General features: G+C 56.0%; 12 protein-coding genes and 4 pseudogenes. 8 read left to right on the top strand and 8 right to left on the bottom strand.

The window, feature by feature from the left end:
• Nucleotides 1-213 precede the first annotated feature (213 nt).
• Together AB8B31_RS32230 and AB8B31_RS32225 are read left to right on the top strand one after the other, a co-directional pair.
• Complete coding sequence (locus AB8B31_RS32230; RefSeq protein WP_239621137.1) at nucleotides 214-402, top strand: hypothetical protein; 189 nt, start codon at nucleotides 214-216, stop codon at nucleotides 400-402.
• 226 nt (nucleotides 403-628) lie between these two features.
• Complete coding sequence (locus AB8B31_RS32225) at nucleotides 629-736, top strand: nitrogen fixation protein NifQ (RefSeq protein WP_141098812.1); 108 nt, start codon at nucleotides 629-631, stop codon at nucleotides 734-736.
• A 1,186-nt stretch (nucleotides 737-1,922) separates the two neighbouring features.
• Here the strand turns inward: AB8B31_RS32225 and AB8B31_RS32220 are convergent.
• Nucleotides 1,923-2,444 carry an aminoacyl-tRNA deacylase gene (locus AB8B31_RS32220; RefSeq protein ID WP_054185946.1) on the bottom strand — a complete coding sequence of 174 codons (522 nt, stop codon included), beginning with the start codon at nucleotides 2,442-2,444 and terminating at the stop codon, nucleotides 1,923-1,925.
• A gap of 83 nt (nucleotides 2,445-2,527) precedes the next feature.
• Nucleotides 2,528-3,223, bottom strand: coding sequence for a DUF6875 domain-containing protein (locus AB8B31_RS32215; protein ID WP_096772339.1), 696 nt, complete (start codon nucleotides 3,221-3,223; stop codon nucleotides 2,528-2,530).
• Between the two features lie 356 nt (nucleotides 3,224-3,579).
• Here AB8B31_RS32215 and AB8B31_RS32210 point away from each other — a divergent pair, with 356 nt between their 5' ends.
• On the top strand, nucleotides 3,580-4,152 hold the full coding sequence (locus AB8B31_RS32210) for a hypothetical protein (RefSeq protein ID WP_239621135.1): 573 nt from the start codon (nucleotides 3,580-3,582) through the stop codon (nucleotides 4,150-4,152).
• 310 nt (nucleotides 4,153-4,462) lie between these two features.
• Here AB8B31_RS32210 and AB8B31_RS32205 read toward each other — a convergent pair whose 3' ends face one another.
• Nucleotides 4,463-4,759, bottom strand: a complete 297-nt coding sequence (locus tag AB8B31_RS32205; RefSeq protein WP_096772340.1) for a hypothetical protein — start codon at nucleotides 4,757-4,759, stop codon at nucleotides 4,463-4,465.
• Nucleotides 4,759-4,983: pseudogene (locus AB8B31_RS32200) on the bottom strand (transposase domain-containing protein); the annotation flags it as partial. The gene AB8B31_RS32205 and the pseudogene AB8B31_RS32200, both read right to left, overlap by 1 nt.
• Nucleotides 4,984-5,077: 94 nt before the next feature.
• Between AB8B31_RS32200 and AB8B31_RS32195 the strand changes: the two are divergent.
• Nucleotides 5,078-5,352: pseudogene (locus tag AB8B31_RS32195) on the top strand (recombinase family protein); the annotation flags it as partial.
• A 992-nt stretch (nucleotides 5,353-6,344) separates the two neighbouring features.
• Here AB8B31_RS32195 and AB8B31_RS32190 read toward each other — a convergent pair.
• Nucleotides 6,345-7,290 (bottom strand): IS630 family transposase gene (locus AB8B31_RS32190; RefSeq protein WP_170961553.1). Its coding sequence is split into 2 segments (ribosomal slippage): nucleotides 6,345-6,950 and nucleotides 6,952-7,290, totalling 945 coding nucleotides; the frame shifts between segments, so codons are not numbered across the junction.
• A 220-nt stretch (nucleotides 7,291-7,510) separates the two neighbouring features.
• On the bottom strand, nucleotides 7,511-8,467 hold the full coding sequence (locus tag AB8B31_RS32185; RefSeq protein ID WP_096771901.1) for an IS481 family transposase: 957 nt from the start codon (nucleotides 8,465-8,467) through the stop codon (nucleotides 7,511-7,513).
• 238 nt (nucleotides 8,468-8,705) lie between these two features.
• On the opposite strand from AB8B31_RS32185, the gene AB8B31_RS32180 reads away from it, so the two are divergent.
• The 4 genes and pseudogenes from AB8B31_RS32180 to AB8B31_RS32165 form a co-directional block, all read left to right on the top strand.
• Complete coding sequence (locus AB8B31_RS32180) at nucleotides 8,706-8,831, top strand: hypothetical protein (protein WP_275593055.1); 126 nt, start codon at nucleotides 8,706-8,708, stop codon at nucleotides 8,829-8,831.
• Nucleotides 8,832-8,948: 117 nt separating this feature from the next.
• A complete protein-coding gene (locus tag AB8B31_RS32175; protein WP_097622114.1) occupies nucleotides 8,949-10,034 on the top strand; it encodes an HlyD family secretion protein in 1,086 nt (361 codons plus the stop codon).
• A 27-nt stretch (nucleotides 10,035-10,061) separates the two neighbouring features.
• Nucleotides 10,062-12,209: a peptidase domain-containing ABC transporter gene (locus AB8B31_RS32170; RefSeq protein WP_096771902.1), complete on the top strand. Its 2,148-nt coding sequence runs from the start codon at nucleotides 10,062-10,064 to the stop codon at nucleotides 12,207-12,209.
• A gap of 71 nt (nucleotides 12,210-12,280) precedes the next feature.
• Nucleotides 12,281-12,839 (top strand): annotated as a pseudogene (locus AB8B31_RS32165) (integrase core domain-containing protein); the annotation flags it as partial.
• A gap of 189 nt (nucleotides 12,840-13,028) precedes the next feature.
• On the opposite strand, the gene AB8B31_RS32160 reads toward AB8B31_RS32165, so the two are convergent.
• Nucleotides 13,029-13,514 carry a NifX-associated nitrogen fixation protein gene (locus AB8B31_RS32160; RefSeq protein ID WP_007635973.1) on the bottom strand — a complete coding sequence of 162 codons (486 nt, stop codon included), beginning with the start codon at nucleotides 13,512-13,514 and terminating at the stop codon, nucleotides 13,029-13,031.
• Between the two features lie 66 nt (nucleotides 13,515-13,580).
• Nucleotides 13,581-13,750: pseudogene (locus AB8B31_RS32155) on the bottom strand (nitrogenase molybdenum-iron protein subunit beta); the annotation flags it as partial.
• Nucleotides 13,751-13,766 lie beyond the last annotated feature (16 nt).

Below are 13,766 nucleotides of genomic sequence, written 5' to 3'. Positions count from 1 at the left end.
GCAAAAGCCGGATGGTCGGATGAAATCCAAGGGGGGTCAAAATTGGATAAGTATCACCCCGCCAGAGGGGTCAACATTCCATGCTTAAACACACTCCGGGCTCCGCCGCGGCGAAGGCATCCTGCTGAGCTCCATAGCACCCGATCGGGGTGAGTAGGAGTGGAGCTTCCGAAAAATTCGCGTTGCAAAGCGACGCTCTGAAGCGGTGGCGAAATGGGCTTCGATCAGTATGTCATCACTTGCGTACTTTCGCGGGCACTGGAGGAGGTCGAGGCCGGCGAGGCGACGGCTACGGAGGTGACCGGATTTCGCAGATTGAACTCCGAGATGCGCTATCCAACCACGCTTACTTTGTCATTTGCCGTTGAAAACGTGCGGGATGCAGAGGTTGGCGTCGAGTAAGGACTGTTGCATGGTCGTCTGTTGCTGAATTACGCCCGGCCGCACGAGCTCATCAGCAGCCTATTTGCCAAAGTTATTGCGCTTCGCGCTTGCGAGATGATCAACTATGGAAGGAGTTCGGCCTTCTCGACCCGGGCGAACGAACCAGATTGGTCGCCAATCATTTCCCCCAGCTCGCTGCTGAGAACACCCACAATATGAGTGGAAGAAAAACCTCTACCACCAAATCTGTCAATCTGCAGGTTTCATTCTGTGCTCCCCTCCGAATTACCAACAATGCGAGGAATTCCAGAGCTGCTTTCGTTCCGACGAGTATGACACGGAACCGACGTAGCTACATAAGGCATAAAAGCCATGCGTCGCGTCCCTCGGTCAAAATCCAATCAGCTATTGATGAAGTTATCTTACCTGACTCACTGCCGGGCATTGATCAGGAGAAACGACATAGAATTGTCTAAGCTGTCGAAGGAAGAGCGGTCAACAATGGAGTCGCACTTGCCGAAAAACCAGCCAGGTGCACGCGGGGTGGATGACCGTCGCGTGATTCGGGCATCATCCACGTTGAGAAGGTTGGTTGCCGCTGGTGTGATTGCCTGGCCGCTTATGACCCACCGACGACGGTCTATAATCGCTCAACCCGTTGATGGTCGCAACGAGGCTCCTGGCTGAAGTCGCTCATGCAGACTGGCGCAGTGACGAAGAGTACGGCGGACTGCGCCAATTGTGCACGACCCGCGGCGGCATTTGGTGGAAAGGGGGCGCAAGAACAAGCCATCGGCCGTTGTCGCGGTGGCCGGACCACCAGAATCTATGCGCTCACCATGTGATTCCCGCCCGCAATTTCACAGCAGGAGACGTCAGACAGTTAATGCGTACGCCAGGCTTGATCGCCCGCGCTGGCCCAATACGTTATCTGTTGGGAGCCAAAAAGTATTACGCTGGGCAAATTGCGCTGCTCGCTGCAAACGAAGAAATGCACACCGGTCATTCCTAGTCGGCGCAACCGAAAAAAGGTTGTCCGCTTTGATCAGCGACGATACCGAGCGCAGCATCTGATCGAGAGCGCGTTTAATGAACGAACTCAGGTTGGAAATGCATGCGCTAGCGCCGAGTCCGGCATGGCGCATGGTTCTACCACTTATGGGGAGCCGATGCGCAGACATAGTCCACTAGATATTCACGTTGAAACAACCAATCAGCGCGAACTCGTACGATCCGCACTTAGAAATTCCATGCGCCGGCGAGTCGATGCTCGAAGGTTTTTTCGCGTGTTCAGCTATCCTCAGGACGGCCCACGTGCCGTTACGTTTGAAGCTTGCGCTCGACTGATTGAGTTTCGGCCTTAGAGCGGGCGGCTCCGGACGGATTTCGTTATAGTGTGGACTGTGAGCCGGTTAACGCGGCATACGTATTGGAACCCTCATTATCTATCAAGACGCCGTTATGTCGACCCGCATTTCCTCTTCCGAAGAAATAACCTAACCTTGGTCACGGCCTCTCTTTGATAGGTGACGGAGTCGTTAGGTTTGGGTGGCCCGTGCACGCGTCTGCAACGGCTGCCCGATCTTCCAAAGCATGCTCGTGTCGATCTCAAGCTCGACTCCAAACTTGCCCGCACCTGTGACTACGGTAGGATAAGCAAAAAGGGCGGTGTCAATCAGTACGGCGATCTTCTGGAGACCGAATGGTGATACGCTTCCTGACGGGTAGCCGAAGAGATCCAGTACCTGTTCTTTCTGAGCCAGTTCGGCTCGTTTCCATCCATACGTGCCAGCAACCGCTTTCATGTCGATCTTTGCAGGTGATGGCAGCAAAACGGCACAAAGGTGGCGTCCAGGATCCAATCGGCGCATCACATCGTCTGCTTGCTGCTCCGCAACAATCATTGTCTTTGCAACGCGTCCGACGGGAAGGCCGATAGCAGAGGCTAAATCTGAAGGGGATGTAATAGGGGTGGCGAAATCACTATATCGCCACAATCGTACCGTCGACGCTCCGATCTGGTGCAGTTCAGCAAGTACGTTCGGATGAACATCCAACATAGTCGTTTCCTTCCGTTTCATATGGCAGGATGATCGAGCATGGCTGATTGCGACTGCGAGTACACCCCGGTTGCGAGTAGGTTTCAGCCGGTTCGCTCCAAAAGTTGCCTAATGCGGCGGCGACCCTCGTCACCAAAAATACTGAAGTAAGCCTCCAGGCACTTATCGCTGCCAAGCATGAAAGGAGCATCATATTTGGTGATATGCCGAATAGCCAAGGCTGGAACCGGCGTGTCGAGCGGTCGAAACATCCTATTGTGCAACCCAGGTTCCGGGCAACCTGGATAAAATTCACCGATCATGAAACCTTCCTGAATGAAGTCGGGCTTCAGCCGTTTCTGCAGTTGACCTATCATGTTGATCTCTCCTTCATCCTGAATTCCAGGAAGGGCAATAATAATCGCCTTATAGATCCAGTCGCCCGTTCGATCGTTGAAGGACATAACGGGTTTCATCTGGCTGAAGACGGCGAGCATACGCGCCATCTCATTTTCGATTTCGTCAACTGCAACAACTTGCGACGCGGCAATCCGTAAGAGTCCCTTCGTCAGAGCTTCGGGAACGAAAGGGCAAACGCTCCCGTCCCGACCCAAACGAGGATGTGGATTGGAGAGGAAGTCCGAGGCATACCGAGCAAATTTCTGAAGAGCTGCGTTTGTATACTCATCGTAGGCATTGTATCCGGCATCAATGTTCTTTTCCAGAATTTCGCCCACTGTCATCAATGGACCGATCGTCCCGAACGGTTGGCTGTAATCTGTCCAGATCTCTTTAGTCATTTCGGATCCCTCGCTCGAAAAGCCACACGTTCAAAACGGAAGGTCGGGCTCTTTCATGCCAGCTCGGGCGGCGGGCGAGCTGGGTCGGGGGCCAACTAAGAGACCGACCTTCCATCGGAAGCGAAGCTCCCGAATTTTTTGATAGCACTGGTAGTTACACTTGTGTAACTGTTTTTTTAAATGGATGTGAAAACAAGAGCGGGGGCTCGTGCACCCTGAAGGTCAGTCGCACGACCGCTAAAAACTCTATATTCGTCGTAGTTATAAAGACATACATATGATAAATGTCGCCGCGATGGGATCCGGTAACAGGCTTTGGGTGAAAACAGAACGACCCATTGCGCAGAGGCGTGGCCGTGGCGAAGACAACACGAAGAGTAATATATACGCCAGAACAGATCGACGTCGGCGTAAAGCATAAGCTTGAGAAAATTGACTCGTTTTTGTCAGATCTCTTTAGCGAAAATTCCGAAGAAAAACTTTTCCTGAGGAACATTCTTGGGTTGCTGCTTAAAGTATATCATATGCATGCTAATAACAGACCCATGACGAAAATGCAGGCGTGTCGCTATCTACCTTTTAAAAACCAGACTGTTTGCCAAAAGTATGTCGAGGCAGCGCATTTGCGTGGGTTCATCGACATCACTCGGGACAAAACGGACAAACGGCGTCTGATTGTTGTTCCAAAAGAGCCGTTGGTTGTCTATGTCAATGAATATATAGCTAACTTCCTTGATGACTGCCGTAGAGCGATTGACAGTGCCGCTCAAGTAGCTACGCTTCCTGAGGAAGGAATGGCAACGGCACGGTCTTCATCTATTAATAAATCGCCAGCGTCTTCTGGAGCACCTGTAAGTTCCTCTCAGAAGACAGCCGATCTAAAAGCCCAGGCAATTTTAGCGAGTTCTATTGTGGGGAAGCAAAAGTAAGAAGCCGTCTCGCGCGCGATTAGCCTTTTATCAATCAAATGTCCCCTCCGTACACAAGCTTCATCGAGCTAACCCACTTCGCCCAGCCGGCCAGGCGGCCGGTGCAGGCGCTGCTACGGGGGAGCGGCTGTATCGTCGTTTCTGCCAGGAAACCGCGCGGGAGGTTCGGCGGCGTCCTCAGGCGCATACCTTGGCATTTACGCTGTCTTTTTCCGCTAACGCGGTCGTCCATCTCTTGGTCGAGACAGTGCATGAGATGGTGGCGAGTGGGAACGCAGGGTCGTCGCCTCGATCGTAACCGGCCCGATTGCTACCGCGGAGATTTTGCTTTGATGCGAGCGACGAGCGGCACGTCGTCAACAAAGCTGTCGAGGAAGTCGTTCCATTCTTGGGATGACCGGCGGGCGTCTTTGAGCATCTGCTCCAATTCGTCCATGCCGTCGTCTGTCAGTGCGGTCACGGATTCGTCGTCGCCAGTGCACACGGAGATAATGCTGCCATAGCTCAGATTATCATCGTTGGAGACGATTGCCTGAAGAAGCTCCGGGTCCTCTTCGAGAATTTCGGCAACAAATTTGATCGTACGGACGTGGGTGACTGTCGCCATCAGGCTGCCTTTGCGTCGATTGTGGTGATCGCCGACCAGTTCCACGGAAGCAATTCGTCTAACCGATTGATCTTGTGATCGTGGATACGATCGAGCACGTCAGCCAGATATGCCTGCGGATCACGACCATTCATCTTTGCCGTCTCGATGATCGTCATGGCGCGTGCCAAGGTCTCCGCTCCCGTATCGGCTCCCGCGAAGAGCCAGTTCCCTCTTCCAACGCCAAAGCCCGTTCATTCTGCCCATGTCGGCGATGAAGTCGAGGTCTATTATCGCTGGCATCCGTATTTCGGCCAGAGGGTTTCCATTTGGCACGACGACGATGCGGTGCGTGACGTGGTGTTGACGATCCATTGGAAGGGCGGTCAGCTTCGGAGCTCAAGGTCCGTAAGCCTCAGACCGGTGAACACGGTTGTGCCACCACTGAGGATGCCCTGGCGGTGATGCGCAGCATGGCTGGTCGCTGCTCCGATGAACATATCGCCGCGTCGCTTAATCGAATGGGCATGCCAACGGGGCAAGGAAAAACCTGGACCGGGCATCGGATCGCTTCTGTAAGGCGGGTGCGTGCGATCCACGCGTACAAATCAGCCTAACTATCGCTGGCATCCATATTTTGGCCAGAGGGTTTCCATTCGACGCGTCGAAGAAAGAGCGACAGGTCGGTTTCTGAAGGTTTTGGGGTCGGCCTGTCAGGGTTATTCTGAACCGTACCCTCTAATGGCATCGCCTTGCGCGGTGGCGGCAAATAATAGGCCGTCGCTCGAAGCCGGAGTGCTCATGGATCGGTAACCCCGCCTGCGCCTCGACCACCCTGGCTAGCGCCGGTCGTAGGCTTCGCCTTCGACATGCCACTGTCGAATACGGATTAACAACCACAAGGTGTGGGTGTCTCTGTGGCATCGGCCATCATGCGCAGGTCAAAGTTAGTCCCTTCCGCGAGGATGACGTTCATCGCAGGGCGCTCCGCAGATGATTGAATGCTTCGCAGAAGCCAGTCGCAGCATCCACGTCGGGACATCGGTGATCCGCGTGGGCGAGATTTGCTTGTAGAGATCGAGTAACACGTCCTCAAAGCCGTCCGGTGCGGCAACTTTGAGCTTCTCTCTAATACAGGACGCCTTCGCAATCGAGCCGCCGGGAATCGTACCAGCCCGAGCGGGCGCGGCCAAGCTCGCGTAACCGGATGTCGAGGTGAGCTTGAGATTTCCAGCTATTCCTCCTGTCGCAACGGCACAGCGAGACGACCGCTGTCGGTCACAGCCTGGGCCGGAACAAGTGCAGGTCTGAGATCGCTATAGCGTCGGGACCCGGCCAGGCATTCCCCAATAGGTGTCTCGTTTCTTGTCGCATCCGGTGGATCTTTTACTTGACGCATGCGGCCATAGCATCTGTTAACAGGGACAAGGCCTGCGGCACCAGAAGCGGCGCATCCGCACCCACTATCGTGCGGAGGGCCACAGTCCGTTAACAATTCACAGGTTTCAGGGTGCATCAGCAACAACAAAAATCGACGGCAAGCTCGATGGGGGGCCACGCGGATTGGGGTGCTCACTGAGCGCCGAGGTTCTAGAGTCTGTCAGGTTTATTTTGAACCATACCCTGCATGTCTGAGGTAGTTAGAGCACTCTTGGGGACTGAACGTCTTCAAGAGTTCTCCAATGCGTCTCCATGTTGTTTCAACGGTTCGTTCGTCTGCCTTTCTGACGAGTGTCTTGAGCTTTGCGAACATCATCTCGATGGGATTGAGGTCGGGGCTGTAGGGCGGCAGGAAGAAGAGATGTGCACCGACATCTCGGATCGCATCGCGGGCCGGCTTTCCTTTGTGGCTTCCGAGATTGTCGAGGATGACGATGTCACCGGCTTTGAGTGTCGGGACCAGACATTGCCGAACCCATGCGGTGAAAGCGATGCCATTGATGGGACCATCGAGGACGAAGGGGGCAACGATGCTATCGCGGCGTAAGCCGGCCAGGAAGGTCAGTGTCTTCCAATGACCATGAGGGACTTTTGCAATGAGGGGCTCTCCCCGCTGACACCAGCCGCAGGTGCGCGTCATGTTGGTCTTGACCCAAGTCTCGTCGATGAAGACGAGACGGTCCGGATCAAGCCGGTGCTGATGGGTCTTCCACCGCATCCGGAACCGGGCCACCTTCGGGCGGTCTTGCTCGCTTGCCACCAGCGTTTTTTTTGAAGGTCTTGCCTTCGCTGCGCAGAAAGCGCCAGACGGTGTCGTGAGACACGTTGATCCCCGCAGCCTTCAGGTCCGCCGACAGTGCGCGCACCGTCCAGTCGGACTTGACTTGTAGCCGCTGACGCACGGCGTCGGCGGCCGCACCCCTCAGTGTCGGTTTGACATAGCCGCCGATCTTCGCCGGCGCCAGGCCTTTACCTGAACGATCGAGCTGTCCGATGCGTACCGCTGTCGCAGCCGATATGCCGAACCGCTCCGCTGCGGCGCGAACCGTCATGCCATCATTCAACGCTGTCGCAATGCGCGTTCGCAAATCCAGAGAAAGAGGTCGCACCATCATCGCTGGCCTCCACACCAGCAATGACCTTGAATCACAAAATCAAAGACAAGGGAATCTCCGCACGATTCCGATTAGCGCTGACAGACTCTAGGCCTCAACTGTACCGCCCCCACCGAACTTCGGAGCTGTCGATCCTGTTCAAGACGTTCATTCAGAACCCTACTCGGTTTGTCGTGCTTGCGACAGCGTGATGTGCGTTTTGGCATGTCTCGGCGCTCTAGGTGTGGAGCCTCAACAGGTTGTCCTTGATCAGGCCGAGTCTACTGACGGGCGGTTTGGATTGTAGGCTGCCGTGCGGGCGATGCCAATTGTAACGGTGGAGCCAGAGCGGCAGGTCGGCGGCGCGCTGCTGCGAGGTTTCGTAGGCCTTGGCATATGCCCATTCGCGCAGTGCGGTCTGGACGAGGCGTTCGGCCTTACCATTTGTCTTCGGCGTATAGGGTTTGGTGCGGATGTGTTTGATGCTGAGCCGCCGCAGCGCCTTGGCGTATCGATGGGAGCGGAAGCTTGTGCCGTTGTCGGTCATGACGCGCTGGACCTTGACGCCATGGGCTTTGAAGAAGCGCAAAGCATTGAAGAGAAAGCGCAGACAGGAGCGTCGCGTCTCGTCGGGTAATATTTCCAAATAGGCCAGGCGTGAGTGGTCGTCGATGGCCAGATGGACGTATTCCCAACCGATGCCGCGGCTGTTGCTCTGCCCCGTGCGATCGCCGGTGATGCGGTGGCCGGTTCGGTTGAATTTGCCGAGTTTCTTGATGTCGATATGGATGAGTTCGCCGGGCTGGTCGCGTTCGTAGCGCCGCACCGGCTCAGCCGGGGCCAAGGCCTTGAGCTTGTTCAGGCCAAGGCGCTTGAGAATGCGGCTGACTGTGGCTGGCGAGACACCCGTCTCCTTGGCGATGTGTTGGCCGGTCATGCGCAGGCGGCGTAACGTCTCGATCCGGGCGGCGGTGGCCTGCGAGGTCGGATGATACAGGCGGTGCGGTCGGGAACTGCGATCATTGAGACCGGCCTCGCCCTCCCGTCGATAGCGTCTTACCCACTTATAGACAGTCTTCACGCAGACGCCGAAAGCCGCAGCGACGGCCATCGGTCGCTGTCCTTCCATCAGCACGCGGTGCGCAATTACCGCTCGACTGAGCGGCGTGAGGCGGGCATTCATATGGATGTCCATTCGGTCCCCCGAGAATCACTGAAGCTTCGACAACCTCAGCTTTCCCGGTCCGGATCGAATGGACAACCTATTGGAAGCTCACATCTAGGGCAGCCATTGTATAACATGCAGAACAGTTTTCTGATGCTTTTCGCTCTTTCTGCATTGGCACGAATCTTGAACCTTTTTGTTGCGCGCCGCTAGGAGCTCCCAACGGGGCCTTGGCATCTTCTCAATCCAGCTCTGAACGGAGACACCAATGATGAACAACATGGCAGCCTATCGTGTAACTGAATTAACCCCTCAAGAAGCAGCTGAAACCTCCGGAGGTTGGTATTTTTGGGTTTACGTGTTTTTGCGACGTTACGGGCACTTGTTTGGTTGATACAAAGCGAGCTGGCTCTCGATGGCTCCTAGTGACTACAGACTAGCAGTTCCCCTTTCTGCTGAAACGGCCAGCTGCACCGCAGAAAGCATACTGTCGCGACGATCAGGACGATCCCTGAGCATTTATAGGGCGATCTTGCTCTTCGTCGTCGCGGCATTTGGCTCACTGCCACTCGTCACCATACCGGTCTCCATGCAGAGTGCCGGTACTATTCGCCCGATCGTGGAGAAGACGCCCCTGATAGCGCCCGTCTCCGGACGCATCTCCCGTGTCCTTGCCTTTGAGAACGATCTCGTTGCTAAGGGGAAGGAAATAATCGCCTTTGACGATCATGTAATCGAGGAAAAGCTCAGCGGCGTTTTAGCCGACATTCATGCCAAGAGCGATCTTGCCCATGACTTCCAAACGCTGATTTCTTCCGGCGCAAGGATCAGCGTCTCGTCCCCCCTACAAACCGAATCCGCGACGGCTGAAAGGGTGCATTTTCTCAACTTGCTGCGCGAGAACCAATATGCGCGCAGTAACGCCGCGGCGGAACTCGACCGCGCAAAGCGACTTGTCTCGGCTGCTGCGGCGCCGGCGAAGGCCGTTGACGAGAAGGCTTTCGCTCTCCAAAATATCGAGGTCCAAGGGGAGATCCTCGTGCGACGCAAAACCGCTGATTGGAACCAGAAGCTCCTTGATGCTAACCTGCGCTTAAAGGAACTCACGGCCACCTTGCATCAGCTCGAGCACGAACGGGACCTGCACCGCATCCGCGCCCCAGTATCGGGTGCTCTCGAGCAGTTCTCCGGCCTCGCGCACGGAAGCTACGTTCAGATCGGGCAAACCGTTGGTTGGATCTCGCCGAACGACGATCTGGTGGCGGAAATCTACGTCTCCCCCAACGACATTGGCTTTGTGCAGGCTGGTCAGCCGGTGCGGCTCCAAGTGGATGCCTTTAACTACAACCAATGGGGTGTCATCAAAGCAAGGGTGCTCGAGGTGGCGCAGGACTTCACTCTGCATGACGGGAACCCGGTCTTCAAGGTCCAGTGCGCGCTCTCTCGCAGCGATCTCGCGCTAAAGAGCGGGGCCATCGGCCACCTGAAGAAAGGAATGACCGTGCGGGCTCGCTTTCTGTTGGCCAATCGCACTCTCCTGCAACTGCTCTACGACGAGGCAGACGATTGGCTCAACCCGATGCTGGCGGGGCGCTAATATTGTCCCAACAGTCAGCGAGCCTCCATGTCGAGTAAGGCCATTAAGTTCAAGCAGCGTGACATCACGGATTGCGGCGCCGCCAGCCTTGCTTCTGTCGCAGCCTTCTACGGCTACAAGTTGCCATTGGCGCGCATCCGCCAGTATGCGTCGACCGACCGCTCCGGTACGAGCGTGCTGGGGCTCACGGAGGCGGCGCAGAAGCTGGGCTTCATCGCGAAAGGCGTCAAAGGTGGCTTCGACAGCTTGTACAAGATCCCTAAGCCCGCTATCGCGCACGTCGTCAAGGAGGGCCTGCACCATTTCGTAGTGGTCCATGCGATCGACGCCAAGTGGGTTATCGTCATGGACCCGGCCTTTGGCGAAATCTGCAAAGTGCCGCATCAGGAATTCATGGAGCAATGGACCGGCGTCCTGGTTCTGCTGGTTCCGGCAGACACATTCAATCGCCGAGACGAGACCACGTCGCCCCTCGCCCGCTTCGCCCGCCTACTCGCGCCACACCGCATGGTGATGGCGCAGGCTCTCGCCGGCGCGCTGGTGACGACCGTCCTCAGTCTCTCGACGGCGATCTACGTTCAGAAGATCGTTGATCACGTGATCCCAGCGGGAAACCGCAACCTGCTCAACTTGATGAGCATCGCAATGCTGCTGATCCTAGTGATACAGATCCTGATCAACCTCCTAAGAGGCCGACTCGTCCTGCAGACGGGGCAGAAGATCGACGTCTGCTTGATCCTCGGCTATTACAATCACATCCTGGCCCTGCCTCAGAAGTTCTTCGACAGCATGCGCATGGGAGAAATCGTGTCGCGCATGAACGACGCTGTGAAAATCAGGAGCTTCCTGAACGACGTTTCGATAAACATGTTTGTTGACGTTTTAATGATACTGTTCTCGTTCGGGATGATGTTCATCTATTCTTGGAATATTGCTTTGATCGTGGCGCTCGCCATTCCAATGTACATCCTGGCATATTGGGCCATTAATCGGATGAACAGAAATCTCCAACGTGTCATCATGGAAAATGACGCCAAACTCGAGGCGCAACTGGTAGAATCACTCGGAGCCGTCTCCACCATTAAGACTTCCGGCGTCGAGAGCTTCGCAAACTTCAAAATGGAGACCCGCTTCGTAAAGATGCTGCATTCCGTTTACAGCTCCGGGCTGATCTCAATCTGCGGCGACAACGCCTCGACGTTCCTGTCGGTCCTGTTCACCATCGTGCTGATGTGGTTTGGAACCACGCTTGCGCTCGAACAGGCCGTCACGCCCGGCGAATTGCTGTCCTGCTATACGTTGCTTGGCTATATCACCCGGCCGGTCACCCGCCTGATCCAGACCAACCGGATCGTTCAAGACGCGTTTATCGCGGCGGATAGACTTTTCGAGATCTTTGAACTGGAGTCGGCAAGCAGCAGCGGCATCGATGCCACGAAGACCGATCTCGGAGATATTCGCCTGGAGAACGTCACGTTCCGCTATGGCGCGCAGGCGGAGGTTTTCAGCGATCTAAGCGTCTCCTTTCGCCAAGGAGAGTTGACGGCCGTCGTGGGTGAGAGCGGCTCGGGCAAAAGCACCCTTGCGGCTCTGCTGCAGAATGTCTACCAGCTTGAGGATGGATGCATTCGGATCGGCCGATATGCCCTCCAGGACCTCTCGAGCGCATCACTGCACAAGGTCATGGCTGCAGTACCGCAATCGATAGACGTCTTCTCTGGTTCCGTGATCGAGAACATCGCCCTGGGCGAGTTCGAACCGGAGTTCGATAAGATCGTACGTATCTGTGATCGAATAGGACTGCGGGAGTGCATCGAGCGCTGGCCCGGGCGGTTCCAGGCCCATCTGGGCGAGAACGGGGTTCGCCTCTCCGGAGGTGAGAAGCAGCGCCTCGCATTGGCTCGGGCCCTGTACCGGGATCCCGACGTTCTAATCCTTGACGAAGCGACCTCCTCCCTGGACTCGGCAGCCGAAGAGTTTGTGCTGCGGGTTGTGGAGGATCTGTCTCGCGCTGGGAAGACCATCATAGTCATCACTCATCGGTTGAGGACCGTTCGTGGGGCGGACAATATTGTGGTCCTGGACAAGGGGCGGGTCATCGAGGAGGGAAAGCACGCTGACCTGCTGAAAACTGATGGTCCTTACGCTCGATTGTGGCGGGCGCAAAGGTCTTGATCCGTGTAGGCCATGTCGGCTCGAAGCTGGGATTTTGTCCAAGTTGAAAAACGGTTGCGAACGTCATGGTTTATCGGCGACTGTTCGTCCTGCTTCGGCGGGAGGGAGAGCCGCCTGGGGTCAACCGCATCTACCCTCTCTATTGCGAAGAAGGACTTTTCGTTCGCAACCGGAAAGCCAGGCGGCATGCTGTCGGCGCGCGCGCCCCGGTCCTGGTCGAAGCGAAAGCCGATGCCCGCTGGTAGCTGGATTTCGTTCACGACCAGTTCGCTTGCGGAAGGCGGTTTCGCGTGCTCAACCATCGTCGACGATGTGACGCGCGAATGCCTGGCGGCGATCCCGGACACCTTGATCTTGCGTCGCCGCGTCGCTCGAGAGCTGACGACCCTCATCGAACGACGCGGCAAACTCGCAATGATCTCTCGGACAAGACCTCGAATGCCACCCTTGCCCGGTCGAAAGATCAAAAGGTCGAGTGGCACGACATCACGCCGGGAAAGCAGATGCAAAACGCTTATGTCGAGAGCTTCAACGGCAGATGCGCGACGAGCTGGTCAACCAAAGCAGCCTGTTCCTCGCCCGCCAAATGCACGAAGCGCCATTGCCGAATGCGCTGAGCAGCCAATACACGTCGCTTGATCAGTGCTTGTAAGATACGCCGGAGCCAAGAGGAGCCGTAACGAGTAGTGAACGCACTGTCATGCGGGCTCCTCCATGTCGCCCCCCCGCGCCAAGAGCTGTAAGGTCCCCTTTGATCGGCTTTGATTGCTGGCCAGATTAGCGAAGAATTCCGCCCTATATGAGCCATTTCAACCGCACTCAAACGCGCGCTACATCTGAATAGGTCTTAATTGTTGTTAAGCCATTATCGACCAGGCCAGTTCCCGCCTCGGCAAGCTTTCGCAGGTTGTCGAAGCCAAATCGATGCACGTCGCGGAGCGTCTTCGACAGTACGACGAGCCGCCCAGCCGTAAGTAATATCCGACCGAATCCCTCATGGTTCACAGTCAACACCGGTGACGCGATCAGTCCGGACTGCTCCTCTATAGCAAGTGCCACAGCGGCATAGAAGATCTCAAGCCGCCACTGCACCTCCAGGTCAGGTCCCCCGATGAGAGGAATCGCCCTACGCTGCTGCCTCGTCACGATGAAATCACAGACCAAATCGGTGTCCGATTTTTCTTGCCACAATTCAAAGGTGTCTTGAGCACGCATCAGTCGCAAGAGACACTTAACGAAAGGCGTGCCGAGAGCGTCTTTCTCATCTAATCGAGCATTGTCGGGGACAGGGGTGACGTTTGACATCAGCTTAAAATCCTCCTGAGTGCTGGATGCGGTTTAACTACGGCCACACCCGCCTCCGATAACACCTTCCTTAAAATGGTGCGACAAATGGGACCTGTGGCGGGACGCAACTTGGCCCGGCGAAAGACATAGCCCCCTCGAAGCCGGGCGGCCGCAACAACACCGGCAAGCGGCTGGCATGCGCCGGCGGGGTTGACGAAAAGCGCTTCACAAGCGAGATTTCCGTCTCGATATTTCAGTGGCGGTATGTTT

Origin of the sequence: Rhizobium sp. 62_C5_N11_2, from assembly GCF_051811185.1 — a bacterium.
Lineage (GTDB): Bacteria > Pseudomonadota > Alphaproteobacteria > Rhizobiales > Rhizobiaceae > Rhizobium > Rhizobium leguminosarum.
Note: the sequence above shows the minus strand (reverse complement) of the source record. Positions and strands in the feature narration are given on the sequence as shown.

Coding starts and splice junctions, on each gene's coding strand:
- AB8B31_RS32230 (WP_239621137.1), top strand. CDS start 214: ATGGGCTTCGATCAGTATGTCATCACTTGCGTACTTTCGCGGGCACTG.
- AB8B31_RS32220 (WP_054185946.1), bottom strand. CDS start 2,444: ATGTTGGATGTTCATCCGAACGTACTTGCTGAACTGCACCAGATCGGA.
- AB8B31_RS32215 (WP_096772339.1), bottom strand. CDS start 3,223: ATGACTAAAGAGATCTGGACAGATTACAGCCAACCGTTCGGGACGATC.
- AB8B31_RS32205 (WP_096772340.1), bottom strand. CDS start 4,759: ATGGCGACAGTCACCCACGTCCGTACGATCAAATTTGTTGCCGAAATT.
- AB8B31_RS32185 (WP_096771901.1), bottom strand. CDS start 8,467: ATGGACATCCATATGAATGCCCGCCTCACGCCGCTCAGTCGAGCGGTA.
- AB8B31_RS32180 (WP_275593055.1), top strand. CDS start 8,706: ATGATGAACAACATGGCAGCCTATCGTGTAACTGAATTAACCCCTCAA.
- AB8B31_RS32170 (WP_096771902.1), top strand. CDS start 10,062: ATGTCGAGTAAGGCCATTAAGTTCAAGCAGCGTGACATCACGGATTGC.
- AB8B31_RS32160 (WP_007635973.1), bottom strand. CDS start 13,514: ATGTCAAACGTCACCCCTGTCCCCGACAATGCTCGATTAGATGAGAAA.